The sequence below is a fragment of the Massilia sp. CFBP9026 genome (genome assembly GCF_034045165.1).
Taxonomy (GTDB): Bacteria; Pseudomonadota; Gammaproteobacteria; order Burkholderiales; family Burkholderiaceae_D; genus Telluria; species Telluria arenae.
In genome coordinates this window covers 1-16688 of the sequence record NZ_JAXCWH010000009.1, presented here as the reverse complement: position 1 = coordinate 16688, position 16688 = coordinate 1, and the positions used below count along the sequence as shown (strand labels likewise).

Sequence of the window (16688 nt, the reverse complement as noted above, 5' to 3'; positions counted from 1 at the left end):
CCATATGAAAACGGCCGGTCGCTTGCGCGCCGGCCGTTTTTGTTTTTGTGCGGTTGTTCAGGACTTGAGGCAGTCGACGCAGCGGCCGTACAGGGTCAGCTCGTGACTTTCGACGCTAAAGCCTTTCGGCGCCATGTGCTCGATGTCGCCGGGGCAGGCGTGCACGTCGAATACGCGCTGGCAGACGGTGCACTGGAAGTGATGATGGTGGTGTTCGGCGGCGCTGGTCGACTCGTAGCGCGCGCCTTCGCCCGGCAGGGTGACGACCTTGAGCGCGCCGTCGTCCACCAGCGACTTCAGGTTGCGGTACACGGTCGCCATGCCCAGCTGGCTGACCTCGCGGCTGGCTTCGTCCAGGATCTCCTGTGGCGATAACGGGCGCTGCGCATGCTCGATCGCATGCAGGATGGCGGTTTTTTGACGTGTATTGCGTTGCATAGGCCGAAGGATACCTCAAAGCGCGCACCAGGATCAAAAAGCGGTTGAATGCTTAATGATAATGCCTTATCATTTCACTGTTAATGATAACGGATTATCGTTATCGGCTTTATATGCATCCTGCCGTTCAATCATTTCGAGGAACCACCATGTCTCACTTTTCCTGCAAGCGCACACCGCTGACCCTGGCGCTGATGCTGGCCTTTGGCGCGCCCCTGGCCGTCCAGGCCCAGACGACGAGCCGTGCGGCTTCGGATCCGGACAGCGTGCCGACCGTGGTCGTGTCCGCCAGTGCCCTGGGCGTGGTCCACGACGACATGATCACCCCGGTGACTTCGCTCGGCGGCAGTGAACTGGTGCGCGCCCGCGAATCGACCCTGGGCGAAACCCTGGCCCACCAGCCCGGCATCACCTCGAGCCACTTCGGCGCCGGCGCCAGCCGTCCGGTGATCCGCGGCATGGACGGCCCGCGCGTGAAGATCCTGTCCGACGGCGCCGAGATCCAGGACGCCTCGACCATCAGCCCCGACCACGCCGTCGCTTTTGAACCTGTTTTGGCCGAGCGCATCGAAGTGCTGCGCGGCCCGTCGGCCCTGGCCTATGGCGGCGGCGCGGTGGGCGGCGTAGTGAACATCCTCGACCGCAAGATCCCGACCGCGATGCCCGAGAAGGGCCTGGAAGGCAGCGCCGAAGTACGCGCCAACTCGGCGGCGCGCGAAAAGACCGGCGCCTTCGAATTCACCACCGCCGCCGGCAGCAACCTGGCCCTGCACCTGGAAGGCGTCAAGCGCGATGCGGACGAGTACCGCGTCGGCAAGGACTGGAGCGAAGGCCGCCACGTGAACGGCAGCTACAAGGAATCCGAGACCGGCACCGTCGGCCTGTCGTGGATCGGCAAGAACGGTTATATCGGCGCCGCCTTCACCAAGGAGCGCACCGAATACGGCATCCCGGGCCACGGCCACGAGTTCGAGAGCTGCCACCCGCATGGCTCGCACCTGCACTGCGGCGGCCACGAAGAGGAAGAGGGCCATGACCATGACGAGCACGGCGAAGAAGGCCACGATCACGACCATGATCATGAGCACGGCGAAGTGCCGGTCGTGAAGCTCGACAGCGAACGCTGGGACATCCGCGGCGAGTACCGCAACCCGGTGGCCGGCATTGAGCGCGTGCGCATGCGCGCCTCGTTCACCGACTACGTCCACGACGAGCTGGAAGACAACGTCGTCTCGACCTCGTTCCGCAACAAGGGCCACGACGCCCGCCTGGAAGCGGTGCATGCGCCGCTGGCCGGCTGGCGCGGCGTGTTCGGCCTGCAGACCACGCGCCGCGACTTCTCCGCAATCGGCGAGGAAGCCTATGTGCCGCCGACGCTCACCAAGAAGCACGCCGCCTTCCTGACCGAGGAGTACAAGCTCGAGAACTGGCGCTTCGAGGCTGGCCTCCGCCACGAATGGCAGGACATCGAGGTCGATGCCCCGGGCCTGCGCGACACCGATGCGCGCGGCACCTCGGCCTCGGTCGGCGCGGTCTGGAAGCTGGCGCCGCAATACTCGCTGCGCGCCTCCCTGTCGCGCAGCCACCGCCTGCCGACCGCCGAAGAACTGTACGCCGACGGCGTGCACCTGGCCACCGCTACCTATGAAGTCGGCAACCAGGACCTGGACAAGGAAACCTCGAACAACGTCGACCTGACCCTACGCAAATTCGAAGGCGACACCACCTTCTCGGTCAGCGCCTTCCACAACCGCGTCGACAACTACATCTACGCGCACACGCTGGACAACCACGAAGGCTTCCAGCTGGTGGAATACGCCCAGCGCGACGCCACCTTCACCGGCCTGGAAGGAGAAATTCGCCAGAAGCTGACCCCGGCGATCAGCGCGACCGTGTTCGGCGACTACGTGCGCGCCCGTTTTGACGAGGGCGAGGGCAGCCGCAACCTGCCGCGCATCCCGGCTTCGCGCCTCGGCGTCAAGCTGGACGGCGACTGGAACCAGTGGCACGGCATGGTCGAGTTCTACCGCGTGGGCAAGCAGGACAAGCTGGCCGACTACGAGACCGAGACCGCCGGCTACAATATGCTCAACGTCGGCGCCCACTACTCGACCCGCATTGGCGGCGTGCCGACGCAGTTCTATGCGCGCCTGAACAACCTGACGGACGAACTGGCGTTTAGCCACACTTCGTTCATCAAGAATGCGGCGCCGCTGACCGGGCGTAATCTGACGGCGGGTATTCGCGTCATTTTCTGATCACCGTTCACCGTTAGCCCAAGCACGTCGTCCCCGCGCAGGCGGGGACCCAAGTTTTCCAGCGTCGCGACTACGTAGAGCGTAGTGGCTGCGCGAAGGACTTGGGTCCCCGCCTGCGCGGGGACGACGTATTTATGGTGCCGATAGAACGACGTTGATGGTGTACAGCCGTTTTATAGCTGCACACAATTGCTGCGCTGCGTTGAATCCTTAACGATAATCGGTTATCATTAGATTCTGCTTATGGTGCACCATTGTCACCACGGCGCATTCGACGACCAAGGATTCCCATGACTGACTTCACCGGCAAGCGCACGCCGCTCGCACTGGCCTGCATGCTGGCGCTTGGCGCGCCGTTGGCCGCCCATGCGCAATCGACCGCGGCCCCTGCGACTGTCGTCGTGTCCGCCAGTGGGCTCGGCGTAGCCAGCGACGATATGGTCACGCCGGTGACGTCGATCGGCGGCAATGAGCTGGTGCGGACCCGTCAGTCGACCCTGGGCGAAACCTTGTCGAGCATGCCGGGCATTACATCGAGCCACTTCGGCGCCGGCGCCAGCCGTCCGATCATCCGCGGCATGGATGGCCCGCGCGTGAAGATCCTGTCCGACGGTTCCGAGATCCAGGATGCGTCCACCATCAGCCCCGATCACGCTGTTGCCTTTGAACCTGTCCTGGCAGAGCGCATCGAAGTATTGCGCGGCCCGTCAGCCCTGGCCTATGGCGGCGGCGCCGTCGGCGGCGTGGTGAACATCATCGACCGCAAAGTGCCGACCGCGATGCCCGAGAACGGCCTGGAAGGCAGCGCCGAAGTGCGCGCCAATTCGGCGGCGCGCGAAAAGACCGGCGCGGCGGAGTTCACCGTGGCCGCCGGCAGCAACCTGGCCCTGCACCTCGAAGGCGTCAAGCGCGATGCCGACGATTACCGTGTCGGCAAGGATTGGGAAGGCGGCCGCCGCGTCCCGGGCAGCTACAAGGAAACCGAGACCGGCACCGTCGGCCTGTCCTGGGTCGGCAAGGATGGCTACCTGGGCGCCGCCTTCACCAAGGAGCGCGGCAAGTACGGCCTGCCGGGCCACGGCTTCGAGAACGAGGCGGGCGAGATCGAGGCGCCGGTGGTGGACCTCGATAGCGAGCGCTGGGACGTGCGCGGCGAATACCGCAATCCGGTGGCCGGCATCGAGCGCGTGCGCCTGCGCGCCTCGTTCACCGACTACATCCACGACGAGGTCGAGGGTAGCGCGGTCGCCACCACCTTCAAGAACAAGGGCCACGACGGCCGCCTGGAATTCGTGCATGCGCCGATTGCGGGCTGGCATGGCGTGTTCGGCCTGCAGACCACGCGCCGCGATTTCTCGGCCATCGGCGCCGAGGCCTATGTGCCGCCGACCCTGACCAAAAAGCATGCGGCCTTCCTGACCGAGGAATACAAGCTGGGCAATGTGCGCTTCGAGGCCGCCGCACGCCATGAATGGCAGGACGTCGACGTCGAGGTGGACAAGCCCGACAGCCACACGCGCGGCACCTCGCTGTCGGTCGGCGCGGTCTGGAAATTCGCGCCGGAATACTCGCTGGGCACCTCGCTGTCGCACACGCACCGCCTGCCGACCGCCGAAGAATTGTTCGCGGACGGCCCGCACCTGGCGACCAACACCTATGAGATCGGTAACCCGAACCTGGTCAAGGAAACGTCGAACAACCTCGACCTGACCCTGCGCAAGTTCGCCGGCCGCACCACCTTTTCGCTCAGCGCCTTCCACAACCGCATCGGCGACTACATCTATTCGCAGACGCGCGGTGAGTTCCAGGGCCTGCAGCTGATCAACTACGCCCAGCGCGACGCCACCTTCACCGGCCTGGAAGGCGAGGTTGCGCATAACTTGTCGTCGGTGTGGAAGACGACCCTGTTCGGCGATTATGTCCGCGCCCGCTTCGACGAAGGCCCGGGCAGCCGCGACATCCCGCGCACCCCGGCGCACCGCATCGGCGTCAAGCTCGAAGGCGACTGGGGCGCCTGGAATGGCCTGGCCGAGTTGGTCCGCGTGGGCAAGCAGGACAAGATCGCCGAGTTCGAAACCGAGACGCCCGGCTACACCACGCTGAACCTCAGCACGCACTATTCGACCCGCATCGGCACGCTGCCGGCACAACTGTACCTGCGCCTGAACAATGTGACCGATCGCCTGGCTTACAGCCACACCTCGTTCATCAAGGACTATGCACCGCTCACCGGCCGTAACCTGACGGCCGGCCTGCGCGTACTGTTCTAAACGAACCCAATCCACCGGCGTCGCGGACTCTTCTCGCGAAGCCGGTTTTAAAGAAAGGAACAGGGTTCATGAAATCCCTGATCAAATACGGCGATGTCGCCGGCATGGCGGCATCGATCCTGTGCCTGCTGCACTGCATGGCCATGCCGCTCGTGATCCTGGCGTTTCCGATGCTCGGACTGGCCCACGTGCACGACACCTTCCACGACACGCTGATCGCGGCGATCACCTTGCCGGTCTTGCTGGCGCTGGTGCCTGGCTACCTGAAGCATCGCGACAAGACCACCTTGCTGGTCGGCTGCGCCGGCCTGGCGATCTTCTTGGGCGCCGTCTTCGTCGTCAGCCCGCTGTTCGGCGAAACCGCCGAAGCGGTATTGGCCGTCATCAGCGGCTTCATGCTGCTGTATGCGCACCTGCGCAACCGCCGTCACTGCAAGCGTTGCGGCGCTCGCGCACAGGACGCCGCCGGCCATCCGGCGCCGGCATCCTGCCACCCTCACTAATCCAGACTACAAGCCTGCGCGCTGCGGCCCCGCCAGCGTGCGCAGCTGGAAGCGGTAACGCTCGCCAAACAGGAAGGTCTCGGAAAACGTCATCAGGTCGGCATGTGCCGGCCCCAGTCCATCGGGTGGCGGCAGCGGACCGCTGCGGCGCAGCGAGGCCAGCGCGACCTCGGAGGCGCCCTGGTCGCGCGAGCGCTGCACCTGGACGTCGGTCAGTTGGCCCGCTCGATCGACCGTGATGTTCAGCACCACCACCGCTGGCAGCATGGGCGGCAATTCTCCCTCGAACACTCTTTCTGGATTGCGCTGCATGACGTGGCGCGCGACGTCGGCTTTATAGGCGTCGAGCGTGCGCGTTGGCGGAGGGGCTGGGATCGGTGTCAGCGGAATGGTCACCACTGAGGCTTGTGGCGCCGGCGCCGGTGGCTGGGTCGACGTGCCGCATGCTGCGAGGGCCGCGAGCACGACCAGTGAGAAAAAGACGAAGATGCTGCGATAAGAGTTCTTCATGGCGGATGCAGGACAGTCGCAGGTCGCGCCGGTATTGGCGTACCAGTTCGACCCATCCGTGCATCCGGAGTTCCTCTACCGTTCCTTTACTTCAGGCGAACAGGCGCTGCAGTTCGCGGCCAGGATTTTCCGCGCGCATGAAGGCTTCGCCGACCAGGAAGGCGTGGACGTCGGCTTCGCGCATGCGCTGCACATCGCCCGTGCCGAGGATGCCCGATTCGGTCACCACCAGGCGGTCCTTCGGGATGCGCGGCAGCAGGCCCAGCGTGGTGTCGAGGGTGACGTCGAAGGTGCGCAGGTTGCGGTTGTTGATGCCCAGCAGCGGCGTCTTGAGCTTGAGCGCGGCATCGAGTTCATCGCCGTCGTGCACTTCGACCAGCACGTCCATGCCGAGGTCCATGGCGCAGGCTTCCAGTTCCGCCATCAGGCCGTGGTCGAGCGCCGCCACGATCAACAGGATCGCATCGGCGCCCATCGCGCGTGCTTCATACACTTGATACGGGTCGACCATGAAATCCTTGCGCAGCACCGGCAGGGCACAGGCGGCGCGCGCCTGCTTCAGGTAGTCGGTCGAACCCTGGAAGAACTGGACGTCGGTCAGCACCGACAGGCAGGCCGCGCCGTGTTCGGCGTAGCTCTGTGCGATCGCAGCCGGCTGGAAGTCGGGGCGCAGCACGCCTTTCGACGGTGAGGCTTTCTTGACTTCGGCGATCACGCCGGCCTGGCCAGCAGCGATCTTGGCGCGCAGGCCTGCTTCGAAACCGCGCAGGGCGGCGCGTGCGTCGCGGTCGCTTTCGACCTCGCTGCGCAGGCTATACAGGTCGCGGTGCTTGCGCGCTGCGGCCACTTCGTCGGCCTTCACGGCCAGGATCTTGTTGAGGATGTCGGACATCGATGCTCTCGCAATACGTTTAATTGACGGCGCCGAGCTGGCGCGTGACCTGGACGAACTGCTCCAGCTTGGCGATGGCGGCGCCGGAGGCGATCGCTTCGCGCGCTTTTTGCAGGCCGGCTTCGATCGAATCGGTCACGCCGGCCGCATACAGCGCGGTGCCGGCATTCAGGGCCACGATGTCGTGCGCCGGACCCGGCTCGCCGCGCAGCGCTTCCAGTATACGCGCCTTCGACTCCTCGGCATTGCTCACCTTGAGGTTGCGGCTCGAGATCATCGACAGGCCGAAGTCTTCCGGGTGGATCTCGTATTCGCGGATCTCGCCGTTGACCAGCTCACCGACCAGGGTGCCGGCGCCGAGCGAGACTTCGTCCATATTGTCGCGGCCCCACACCACCACCGCATGCTCGGCGCCGAGGCGCTGCAGCACGCGCACCTGGATGCCGACCAGGTCGGGGTGGAACACGCCCATCAGGATGTTGGGTGCGCCGGCCGGATTGGTCAGCGGCCCGAGGATGTTGAAGATGCTGCGCACGCCCAGTTCGCGCCGCACCGGCGCCACGTGCTTCATGGCCGCGTGGTGGTTGGGAGCGAACATGAAGCCAATGCCGGTCTGGGCGATCGACTGGGCGATCTGCTCGGGCTTCAGGTCGATGTGGGCGCCGAAAGCCTCGATCACGTCGGCGCTGCCGGACGAGGACGAGACGCTGCGGCCGCCATGCTTGGCCACGCGCGCGCCGGCGGCGGCGGCCACGAACATCGAGGCGCTCGAGATATTGAAGGTGTTGGCGCCGTCGCCGCCGGTGCCGACGATGTCGAGCAGGTGGGTGGTGTCGGCCATCGGCACCTTGGACGAGAACTCGCGCATCACCTGGGCGGCGGCGGTTATCTCGCCGATGGTTTCCTTCTTGACCCGCAGGCCCATGGTCAGGGCCGCGACCATGGTCGGCGACATCTCTCCCGCCATGATCTGGCGGAACAGATGCAGCATCTCGTCGTGGAAGATCTCGCGGTGTTCGATACAGCGCAGCAGCGCTTCTTGTGGGGTGATCGGCATGGCGGTTCCAGTAGGGTTTCAGTATTCGCTAGCGCTTGAGCCGTCGTTCCCGCGGAGGCGGGAACCTAAGTTCGTTGCGTACCCGGTATTCAATAATTACCGGGTTGCGGAGAGGACTTGGATTCCCGCCTTCGCGGGAATGACGTGCTGGGGACGCGGGTGTTCGGTGACGTGTCGGCGTGCGTGCAGCGACTTCAAGCGCGCGCTTAGCGCGTCAGGAAATTTTTGAACAGGGCGTGACCGTGCTCGGACAGGATCGATTCGGGGTGGAATTGCACGCCCTCGATGTCGTAGTCCTTGTGGCGTACGCCCATGATCTCGCCGTCGTCGGTCCACGCCGTCACTTCGAGGCAGGACGGCAGCGAGGAACGTTCAATCGCCAACGAGTGGTAGCGGATGACGGTAAAAGGGCTGGGCAGGTCAGTGAACACGCCTTCGCCGATGTGGGCGATGCTCGAGGTCTTGCCGTGCATGACCTGCTTGGCGCGGATCACATTGCCGCCGAAAGCTTCGCCGATCGCCTGGTGGCCAAGGCACACGCCCAGGATCGGCAGCTTGCCCTTGAATTCGCGCAGGATATCGAGCGAGATGCCGGCGTCCTTCGGCGCCTTCGGGCCCGGCGAGATGCAGATGCGGTCCGGCCTCAATGCTGCGATCTGTTCGATTGTGATCTCGTCGTTGCGCACGGTGCGCACGTCTTCACCCAGTTCGCCGAAGTACTGCACGATGTTGTAGGTGAACGAGTCGTAGTTGTCGATCATTAGCAGCATGTCAGAACTCCCCATCCAGGCCATCTTGCACTTGCTCGGCCGCGCGCAGCACGGCGCGCGCTTTCTTTTCAGTTTCTTGCCATTCCATCTCGGGGATCGAGTCGGCCACGATGCCGGCCGCGGCCTGCACGTACAGGTTGCCGTCCTTGATCACGCCGGTGCGAATCGCGATGGCGACGTCCATCTCGCCGCCGAAGCTCAGGTAGCCGCAGGCGCCGCCGTAGATGCCGCGCTTCACGGGTTCCAGCTCATCGATCACTTCCATCGCCCGTACTTTCGGCGCGCCGGTGAGCGTGCCGGCCGGGAAGGTCGCGCGCAGCACGTCGAGGTTCGACATGCCGTCTTTCAGCTTGCCCTCGACGTTGGAGACGATGTGCTGCACGTGCGAGTATTTTTCGATGACCATGCGGTCGGTGACTTTGACCGAGCCGATGTCGGCGATGCGGCCGATGTCGTTGCGCGCCAGGTCGATCAGCATCACGTGCTCGGCGACTTCCTTCGGATCGTTCAGCAGTTCTTCGGCCAGCGCCGCATCCTGCTCGGGCGTCGCACCGCGGCCGCGGGTGCCGGCGATCGGGCGCAGGGTGACTTTGCGGCCGGCGTCTAGCGAGAGCTCGTTGCGCACCAAAATCTCGGGCGAGGCGCCGACGATCTGCATGTCGCCGAAGTTGTAGTAGTACATATACGGCGACGGGTTCAGCGAGCGCAGCGAGCGGTACAGCGACAGCGGCGAATCGACGTAGGGCTTGCGGATGCGCTGGCCGATCTGCACCTGCATCAGGTCGCCGGCCATCACGTATTCATGGGCTTTCGCGACGGCCTTCAGATAGTCTTCCTTGCTGAAGTCGCGCACCGCTTCGGTACGCACCGAGCTCGAGGTGACCGGCGCGTCGACGCTCCGGCGCAGCATCATGCGCAAGTCTTTCAGGCGCTGGCGGCCGCGCGAATAACTTTCTGGCTGGCCTGGGTCGGCGTACACGATCAGGTACAGCTTGCCCGACAGGTTGTCGATCACCGCCAGTTCTTCGGTCACCATCAGCTGGATGTCCGGCAGGCCCAGTTCGTCGCGCGGGGCGGTGTCGGCCAGCTTGCGCTCGATGTGGCGCACCGTGTCGTAGCCGAAGTAGCCGGCCAGGCCGCCGCAGAAGCGCGGCAGGCCGGGACGCAGGGCCACCTTGAAGCGCGCCTGGAATTGCTCGATGAAGTCGAGCGGATTGCCCTCGTGCGTCTCGATCACTTCGTCGTTGCGGACGATTTCGGTGAGGTTGCCGGTGGTGCGCAGCAGCGTGTGGGCCGGCAGGCCGATGAAGGAGTAGCGGCCGAAGCGCTCGCCGCCCACCACCGACTCCAGCAGGAAGGTGTTCTTGCCGGTGTGCTGGGACTGGGCCAGCTTGAGGTAGAGCGTGAGCGGGGTTTCGAGGTCGGCGAAGGCTTCCGCGATCAGTGGAATGCGGTTGTAGCCCTGGTTGGCCAGCGACTTGAATTCGAGTTCGGTCATGTTTTCTCCGTGCCGCCCGGATATGGTGGGGCGGTGGTGTACTTCAAAAAACCTGCCGGGGGAAGTGTGCAAACGAACGCACCCGGCAGCAATCGATACGGCTTAGTTAGCCCAGGATTGCCAGCGTCGCCAAAGCCAGGCCTCAAGGGCACCGGTTTGGTTGACAGTGTGTTTTTTGGTGAAAAACATGTATAGATAAGTAGGTGTCTGATTAAAGAGCCGCCGAATTATGGGCGCCGATGAGGCGCGCCGCATCCAGTAGCGAATCAACTATACCATCGGATTGAATTTCTTGTACAGGGCGTCCGTGGTTATAACCATATGGGACGGTCAACACGAAGCAACCCGCGCCACGGGCGCTTTCGGCATCGTTGGACGAGTCGCCGATCGCCACCACACAGCCCGGCGGCAGGTCGAGCGCGGCGCAGGCGCCAAGCATCGGCATCGGGTCCGGTTTCTTCTTCGCGAACGAATCGCCGCCGAACACCTGCTCGAAGTAGGGCGCCAGGCCTTTCTGCTCGAGCAATGGAAGCGTGAAAGCGACGGGCTTGTTGGTCACGCATACCAGGCGCAGGCCGAGGTCGCGCATGGCTTGCAGGCCCTCGAGCACACCGTCGAACAGCGTGCTGCGGTCGCCGTTGATGGCGAGGTAGTGACGCTGGTAGCCGGCGATCGCTTCTTCGTACACGGCTTCCACGCGCGCCGCGTCCCAGTCGAGCAGGAGCGCATCGCGCACCAGCTTTTCGGAGCCCTTGCCGACCAGCGGCTTGATGACGGCCTGGGTGATGGGACCCAGGCCCAGGTCGGCGCGCATGCCGTTCAGGGCCGCTTCGAAGTCGGGCACCGTGTCGAGCATGGTGCCGTCGAGGTCGACGATGGCGGCCCGGATGCCTGCTGCGCCGGCCCGCATTATTTACCCACCGTCGCCAACTCAGCGCGCATGGCGTCGATCACGGCCTTGTAGTCAGGCTTGCCGAAGATGGCCGAGCCGGCGACGAAGGTGTCGGCGCCCGCGGCGGCGGCGGCGGCGATGTTCTCGGCCTTGATGCCGCCATCGACTTCCAGCATGATGTCGCGGCCCGATTCATCGATCATGCGGCGCGCGATCGCGATCTTCTTCAGTGCTTCGGGGATGAAGGACTGGCCGCCGAAGCCCGGGTTGACCGACATGATCAGGATCATGTCGATCTTGTCCATCACGTGTTCCAGGTAGTGCATGGGCGTGCCCGGGTTGAACACCAAGCCGGCCTTGCAGCCGTGGTCGCGGATCAGTTGCAGGGTGCGGTCGATGTGTTCCGAAGCCTCGGGGTGGAAGGTGATGATGTTGGCGCCGGCCTTGGCGAAATCGGGGATGATGCGGTCCACCGGCTTGACCATCAGGTGCACGTCGATCGGCACGTCCACATGCGGGCGGATCGCTTGGCACACCAGCGGGCCGATGGTCAGGTTCGGGACGTAGTGGTTGTCCATCACGTCGAAGTGGATGATGTCGGCGCCGGCGGCGACGACGTTGCGCACTTCCTCGCCCAGGCGGGCGAAATCGGCGGACAGGATGCTGGGAGCGATGCGGTAGGTGGTCATGGGACGATGGGGCGGGATTGAACAAGAAGCCGCTATTCTACGCCGGTCGGGGCCCGGGTTGGCGTCTTGCGGCCCGTTCTTCCCGCTTGCAGCGCCGGGATCGGGCCGCAGGCGGTATCATTATTGTTGTTTGCGCCACACGGCGCGCCGGCCGCCGCCCAGAGTGCCGCGGCCTTGTTAATGATCATCCAAGGAAACCCGATGCCCGCCTACGATTTCACTGTTACCGTCAGAACGCAATACCTGCCGGAGCAGTCCGACCCTGACCGGAGCCAGTTCGTGTTCAGCTACGCGATCACGATCAAGAACACCGGCAGCATCGCGGCCCAGCTCATCTCACGCCATTGGGTGATCCTTGACGCCAACAACCAGATGCAGGAAGTGCGCGGGCTGGGCGTGGTCGGCCACCAGCCGCTGCTGCAGCCGGGCGAACAGTTCGAGTACACCAGCGGCACCCAGCTCGGCACCGCCCAGGGCTCGATGCGCGGCGAATACTTCTGCGTGGCCGAGGATGGCCATCGCTTCGAGACCCCGATTCCCGAATTCGTGCTGTCGCCGCCACGTTCGCTGCACTGATCAGGGCCGCTTGTCGCTGCTGTCGTCGTCCTTGCGGTCGACGTCCTTGCGGCCGGCGAACATGGTCCACCAGACGATAAATACGAGCAGGAACAGCGCCACGCCGGCTTCCACCATCAGGATCCACATTTTCGTCTCCATGCCTTTTATGTATACGACACGCCGCAGTGTACCTTCCCTGATCGCCTTCGTCTGCCTGCTGAGCGCCTGCTCGAGTACGCCGCAGCCGGAACAGCCGCCCATCACGATGCCGCCGCCGGTAGGGCCGGTAGTGGTGCCGCCAACGCCGCCCACCGAGCAGCCGGCGCCTGCACCCGAACCTCCGCCCGCACCGACGCCGCCCCTGACGCCGGTGAGTTTCGAGGCGCTGCCCGGCTGGCAGCAGGACGACGTGCGCCAGGCCTGGCCGGCCTTCCAGCAGTCGTGCAGCGTGCTGGCCACGCGCGCGGCCGAGTGGAAGACGCCATGCGTGGCGGCGCGCTCGGTCGATGCCGGCGATACGGCGGCGGTGCGCCGCTTCTTCGAGACGTATTTCGTGCCCAACCAGGTGCGCAATCCCGACGGCAGCGACACCGGCATGATCACCGGCTACTACGAGGCGATGCTGTACGGTTCGCGCAAGCGCGGCGGCGCTTACCAGACCCCGTTGTACCGGGTGCCGGACGACCTGATCACGGTCGACCTGGGCGGCATCTATCCCGACCTGCAGAACCGGCGCCTGCGCGGGCGGCTGTCCGGCAAGTCGCTGGTGCCTTATTACAGTCGCGCCGAGATCGACCGCGCGCCACTGAAGGGCAGGGAACTGCTGTGGGTGAACGATCCGGTGGAGGCCTTCTTCCTCGAGGTGCAGGGCTCGGGCCGCGTGCAGCTCGAGGGCGGCGGCACGGTGCGCGTCGGCTATGCCGACCAGAATGGCCATCCATATAAGGCGATCGGGCGCTGGTTCGTGGAGCAGGGCATATTGAGCCCCGACCAGGTGTCGGCGCAGTCGATCCGCGCCTGGCTTGCGGCCAATCCGGCGCGCCGCCAGGAAGTGCTGAACGTGAACGCCAGTTATATTTTCTTCACCGAGCAGAAGGTGACGGATCCGAACGCCGGCCCGCGCGGTGCACTGAACGTGCCGCTCACGCCGGGCCGCTCGATCGCGATCGATCGCAGCATCCTGCCGCTGGGCGCGCCGGTCTGGCTGTCGACCACCATGCCCAAGGATGGCGCGCCGCTGCAGCGCCTGGTGATGGGGCAGGACGTGGGCGGCGCCATCCGCGGCGCGGTGCGGGCCGACTTCTTCTTCGGCTTCGGGCCGGAGGCGACCGAGAACGCGGGCCTGATGAAGCAGCAGGGTTCGTTGTGGGTGCTGCTGCCCAAGGCAGCGGCGCCGGACACGGCCCGCTAGGCTTGCGTCCGGCAGATCATTTGCAGCGTATCTACCCTGACTCAACAACCCGCTCGACTTGACGTGCGCGTAAAGCGCTAGAATCGCAGAGTCGTGATTAACCAAATAAGGGTGTGATATGGAATATGCTGACCTGTTGATCGAGAACCATGGCAAGGTTGTCGTGGTGCGTCTGAACCGTCCGAAGGCGATGAATGCGCTGAACGACAATATGATGAACGAGCTGGGCGAGGCCCTGCGCAAGTTCGACAAGGATCCGGCGATCAATGTGATCGTGCTGACGGGCAGCGAGAAGGCGTTCGCGGCGGGCGCCGATATCGCCGCGATGGCCAACTACGATTACCAGGAAACCTACGGCAATAACTACATCGGCCGTAACTGGGAGCACATCCTCGACATCCGCAAGCCGGTCATCGGCGTGGTCTCGGGTTATTGCCTGGGTGGCGGTTGCGAGCTGGCGATGATGTGCGATTTCCTGATCGCCGCCGACAGCGCCAAATTCGGCCAGCCAGAAATCAAGGTCGGCGTCACCCCTGGCGCAGGCGGCACCCAGCGCCTGCCGCGCGCGATTTCCAAGTCGAAGGCGATGGACATGCTGCTCACCACGCGCATGATCGACGCGCTTGAAGCCGAGCGTACCGGCCTGGTGTCGCGCGTGTACCCGGCGGCCGAGGTGATGGAAGAGTCGATCAAGATCGCCCAGGGCATCGCCGAGATGCCGGTGTCGGTGGCGATGCAGATCAAGGATTGCGTCAATCAGGCGTATGAGACGACCCTGAGCCAGGGCGTGGCCTACGAGCGCCGCTATTTCCACGCCGGTTTCGGCACGCCTGCCCAGAAAGAAGGCATGTCGGCCTTTCTAGAAAAGCGCAAGCCGGACTTCGAAGGGCTGTAATCGATGGGCGCGCGCAGGGTGTGGCTGGTATTGCCGGGGGCGCTGCTGGCGCTGTCCCTGGCGTTGACGAGTTGCTCGTCGCTGCCGCCGCTGGAGGGCAGGGTGGCGAGCACGGCGATTGTCGACACCGACGATACGCGTCTCGGCAAGGCGCTCATGCCCCTGACGATGGCCCATCCCGGCCTGGCCGGCATCCACGCCCTTGCGGATGGGCGCGACGCCTTCGCCGCGCGCGCCGTGCTGGCGCAGGCTGCCGACCGCAGCCTGGACGTCCAATACTATATCTGGCGTGACGACACCACCGGCCGATTGATGTTCGACGCGCTCAGGAGCGCGGCAGAGCGCGGCGTACGTGTGCGGCTTCTGCTCGACGATAACAATACGGCTGGGCTCGACGGGGCGCTGGCTGCCCTCGACGCGCATCCGATGATCGAGGTACGGTTGTTCAATCCGAACGGCATCCGTTCAGTGCGGGCGGCCGGCATGGCCGCCGATTTCATGCGCCTGAACCGGCGCATGCACAATAAATCGTTCACCGCCGATAACCAGGTCACGATCATTGGCGGGCGCAATGTGGGCGACGAGTATTTCGGTGCGGCTGGCGAAATCTCGTTCGCCGACCTCGACGTCATTGCCGCCGGCCCGGTGGTACGTGCCGTTTCGGACGACTTCGACCTGTATTGGAACAGTCCATCCGCCTACCCGCTGGTGCTGCTGGCGCCGGACGCCGTCGCCGCGCCGGCCTTGAAACCCGATGCCGAAGCGCAGGCCTATATAGAAGCGATCAAGCGTTCGGCCTTCCTCGAGCAACTGGTGGAGGGGAGCTTGCCGCTGGAGTGGGCGCGCGCCAGGTTCGTCAGCGACGATCCGGCCAAGGTGATGGGGACGGCGGCGCCGGAAGCGAATATCGCTTTCAAATTGAAGGACCTCCTGGGCGAGCCGCAGCGCAGCCTGGACCTCGTCTCGCCGTATTTCGTTCCCGGCAAGGAGGGGGCCGCCGCTTTCGTCGACCTGGCCAAAAAAGGCACCCGAACCAGGATATTGACCAATTCGCTCGAAGCGACCGACGTCGCGGCTGTGCATGCGGGCTATGCCAAATGGCGCAAGCCGCTGCTCGAGTCGGGCGTGACACTGTATGAGCTGCGTCGGGAGGCGACCGACGAGCCGTCGCGGGGAAAGCGAGGTAGCGGCAGCGGAATCGGCAGTTCGGATGCCAGCTTGCATGCCAAGACCTTTGGCGTGGACGGGAATCGGATCTTCGTCGGATCGTTCAACTTCGACCAGCGTTCCATTCACCTGAATACCGAAATGGGGATGGTGATCGACAGCCCGGCCCTGGCGACACGCCTGACCGAGACGCTGGACCGGACCTTGCCGACGCGCGCCTATGAAGTAAAGCTCGATGATCGTGGTTCGGTGGTCTGGCTGGAACGGCGCGGAGATCAGGTGATTCGCCATGAGACGGAGCCCGGGGCCAGCTGGTTCAAGCGGGCCGCGGTAAAGGCATTGTCCTGGCTGCCGATCGACTGGCTGTTGTAGCCGCCACACTTTCTTTCGCACCCTCTTGCGGACTCGGCAGTCGGTTTGCTATAGTTCGCCTCCGCTTCGGCACTGACCGAAAAACGCAAGCCAAATCAAACGGTTAGCGTGATGAGGTCAGCAGTGAAAACTGCGACGAAGCGAAACGAAGGGGTTGACGAAAAACGAAAAACACTTCATACTCTCTTTCCTCTGCTGCTGACGAACACAACGATTCGAAGCAAACGGCAGATGCAGTACCGAATAAAGTTCTTTAAAAATTAACAGTCGATAAGTGTGGGCGTTTGATGAAGGTGCCAGGAACTTCCGTTCTTGATTACTTAAATTATCAAATGTTCACAAAAAAGAAATACGTTGCTTCAGCAATGAAGTAACGGTCAGTATTTTGAGTGAGCGACCCCGTTAGCAATAACGGGTGACTCGAAAGAGTCAACAAACAGAGATTGAACTGAAGAGTTTGATCCTGGCTCAGATTGAACGCTGGCGGCATGCTTTACACATGCAAGTC

At 64.1% G+C, this 16688-nt stretch carries 16 protein-coding genes and 1 rRNA gene; 8 read left to right on the top strand and 9 right to left on the bottom strand.

What is annotated here, in order from left to right:
• Positions 1–57: 57 nt before the first annotated feature.
• Positions 58–438, bottom strand: a complete 381-nt coding sequence (locus SOM28_RS20570; RefSeq protein WP_320469273.1) for a Fur family transcriptional regulator — start codon at positions 436–438, stop codon at positions 58–60.
• 149 nt (positions 439–587) lie between these two features.
• Here SOM28_RS20570 and SOM28_RS20565 point away from each other — a divergent pair, with 149 nt between their 5' ends.
• The 3 genes from SOM28_RS20565 to SOM28_RS20555 all read left to right on the top strand — a co-directional run bounded on the left by SOM28_RS20565 (position 588) and on the right by SOM28_RS20555 (position 5469).
• Positions 588–2696: a TonB-dependent receptor domain-containing protein gene (locus SOM28_RS20565; RefSeq protein ID WP_320469272.1), complete on the top strand. Its 2109-nt coding sequence runs from the start codon at positions 588–590 to the stop codon at positions 2694–2696.
• A gap of 290 nt (positions 2697–2986) precedes the next feature.
• Positions 2987–4966: a TonB-dependent receptor gene (locus SOM28_RS20560; RefSeq protein WP_320469271.1), complete on the top strand. Its 1980-nt coding sequence runs from the start codon at positions 2987–2989 to the stop codon at positions 4964–4966.
• A 68-nt stretch (positions 4967–5034) separates the two neighbouring features.
• Entirely contained in the window at positions 5035–5469 is a 435-nt protein-coding gene (locus SOM28_RS20555; RefSeq protein WP_123071560.1) for a MerC domain-containing protein, read from the top strand.
• 6 nt (positions 5470–5475) lie between these two features.
• On the opposite strand, the gene SOM28_RS20550 is transcribed toward SOM28_RS20555, so the two are convergent.
• The 7 genes from SOM28_RS20550 to rpe form a co-directional block, all read right to left on the bottom strand.
• A complete protein-coding gene (locus tag SOM28_RS20550; RefSeq protein ID WP_320469270.1) occupies positions 5476–5979 on the bottom strand; it encodes a TonB C-terminal domain-containing protein in 504 nt (167 codons plus the stop codon).
• A gap of 91 nt (positions 5980–6070) precedes the next feature.
• Positions 6071–6871 (bottom strand): indole-3-glycerol phosphate synthase TrpC, encoded by an 801-nt coding sequence (gene trpC / locus SOM28_RS20545; RefSeq protein WP_320469269.1) that lies wholly within the window; start codon positions 6869–6871, stop codon positions 6071–6073.
• A gap of 19 nt (positions 6872–6890) precedes the next feature.
• Positions 6891–7928, bottom strand: a complete 1038-nt coding sequence (gene trpD / locus SOM28_RS20540; RefSeq protein ID WP_320469268.1) for an anthranilate phosphoribosyltransferase — start codon at positions 7926–7928, stop codon at positions 6891–6893.
• A 206-nt stretch (positions 7929–8134) separates the two neighbouring features.
• A complete protein-coding gene (locus SOM28_RS20535; RefSeq protein ID WP_320469267.1) occupies positions 8135–8698 on the bottom strand; it encodes an anthranilate synthase component II in 564 nt (187 codons plus the stop codon).
• Position 8699: 1 nt separating this feature from the next.
• Positions 8700–10196 (bottom strand): anthranilate synthase component I, encoded by a 1497-nt coding sequence (trpE, locus tag SOM28_RS20530; protein ID WP_123071554.1) that lies wholly within the window; start codon positions 10194–10196, stop codon positions 8700–8702.
• Positions 10197–10407: 211 nt separating this feature from the next.
• The gene (gene gph, locus SOM28_RS20525) at positions 10408–11106 is read right to left on the bottom strand and encodes a phosphoglycolate phosphatase (RefSeq protein ID WP_320469266.1); all 699 of its coding nucleotides are present in this window, start codon (positions 11104–11106) and stop codon (positions 10408–10410) included.
• Positions 11106–11777, bottom strand: a complete 672-nt coding sequence (gene rpe, locus SOM28_RS20520) for a ribulose-phosphate 3-epimerase (RefSeq protein ID WP_123071556.1) — start codon at positions 11775–11777, stop codon at positions 11106–11108. The genes gph and rpe overlap by 1 nt, the downstream gene beginning before the upstream one ends.
• A 201-nt stretch (positions 11778–11978) precedes the next feature.
• Between rpe and apaG the strand changes: the two genes are divergently transcribed.
• Positions 11979–12353 (top strand): Co2+/Mg2+ efflux protein ApaG, encoded by a 375-nt coding sequence (gene apaG / locus SOM28_RS20515; protein WP_109345171.1) that lies wholly within the window; start codon positions 11979–11981, stop codon positions 12351–12353.
• Here apaG and SOM28_RS20510 read toward each other — a convergent pair whose 3' ends face one another.
• Positions 12354–12482 carry a hypothetical protein gene (locus SOM28_RS20510; protein WP_267874139.1) on the bottom strand — a complete coding sequence of 43 codons (129 nt, stop codon included), beginning with the start codon at positions 12480–12482 and terminating at the stop codon, positions 12354–12356.
• A gap of 19 nt (positions 12483–12501) precedes the next feature.
• Here SOM28_RS20510 and mltA point away from each other — a divergent pair, with 19 nt between their 5' ends.
• The 4 genes from mltA to SOM28_RS20490 form a co-directional block, all read left to right on the top strand.
• On the top strand, positions 12502–13746 hold the full coding sequence (mltA, locus tag SOM28_RS20505; RefSeq protein ID WP_123071557.1) for a murein transglycosylase A: 1245 nt from the start codon (positions 12502–12504) through the stop codon (positions 13744–13746).
• A gap of 118 nt (positions 13747–13864) precedes the next feature.
• Complete coding sequence (locus tag SOM28_RS20500) at positions 13865–14641, top strand: enoyl-CoA hydratase (protein WP_123071558.1); 777 nt, start codon at positions 13865–13867, stop codon at positions 14639–14641.
• Positions 14642–14644: 3 nt separating this feature from the next.
• Positions 14645–16180: a phospholipase D family protein gene (locus SOM28_RS20495; RefSeq protein WP_320469265.1), complete on the top strand. Its 1536-nt coding sequence runs from the start codon at positions 14645–14647 to the stop codon at positions 16178–16180.
• A gap of 445 nt (positions 16181–16625) precedes the next feature.
• A 16S ribosomal RNA gene (locus SOM28_RS20490) occupies positions 16626–16688 on the top strand; the annotation flags it as partial.

Coding starts and splice junctions, on each gene's coding strand:
- mltA (WP_123071557.1), top strand. CDS start 12,502: ATGTATACGACACGCCGCAGTGTACCTTCCCTGATCGCCTTCGTCTGC.
- rpe (WP_123071556.1), bottom strand. CDS start 11,777: ATGACCACCTACCGCATCGCTCCCAGCATCCTGTCCGCCGATTTCGCC.
- SOM28_RS20500 (WP_123071558.1), top strand. CDS start 13,865: ATGGAATATGCTGACCTGTTGATCGAGAACCATGGCAAGGTTGTCGTG.
- apaG (WP_109345171.1), top strand. CDS start 11,979: ATGCCCGCCTACGATTTCACTGTTACCGTCAGAACGCAATACCTGCCG.
- SOM28_RS20560 (WP_320469271.1), top strand. CDS start 2,987: ATGACTGACTTCACCGGCAAGCGCACGCCGCTCGCACTGGCCTGCATG.
- SOM28_RS20495 (WP_320469265.1), top strand. CDS start 14,645: ATGGGCGCGCGCAGGGTGTGGCTGGTATTGCCGGGGGCGCTGCTGGCG.
- gph (WP_320469266.1), bottom strand. CDS start 11,106: ATGCGGGCCGGCGCAGCAGGCATCCGGGCCGCCATCGTCGACCTCGAC.
- trpD (WP_320469268.1), bottom strand. CDS start 7,928: ATGCCGATCACCCCACAAGAAGCGCTGCTGCGCTGTATCGAACACCGC.
- SOM28_RS20565 (WP_320469272.1), top strand. CDS start 588: ATGTCTCACTTTTCCTGCAAGCGCACACCGCTGACCCTGGCGCTGATG.
- SOM28_RS20555 (WP_123071560.1), top strand. CDS start 5,035: ATGAAATCCCTGATCAAATACGGCGATGTCGCCGGCATGGCGGCATCG.
- SOM28_RS20510 (WP_267874139.1), bottom strand. CDS start 12,482: ATGTGGATCCTGATGGTGGAAGCCGGCGTGGCGCTGTTCCTGCTCGTA.
- trpC (WP_320469269.1), bottom strand. CDS start 6,871: ATGTCCGACATCCTCAACAAGATCCTGGCCGTGAAGGCCGACGAAGTG.
- SOM28_RS20535 (WP_320469267.1), bottom strand. CDS start 8,698: ATGCTGCTAATGATCGACAACTACGACTCGTTCACCTACAACATCGTG.
- trpE (WP_123071554.1), bottom strand. CDS start 10,196: ATGACCGAACTCGAATTCAAGTCGCTGGCCAACCAGGGCTACAACCGC.
- SOM28_RS20570 (WP_320469273.1), bottom strand. CDS start 438: ATGCAACGCAATACACGTCAAAAAACCGCCATCCTGCATGCGATCGAG.
- SOM28_RS20550 (WP_320469270.1), bottom strand. CDS start 5,979: ATGAAGAACTCTTATCGCAGCATCTTCGTCTTTTTCTCACTGGTCGTG.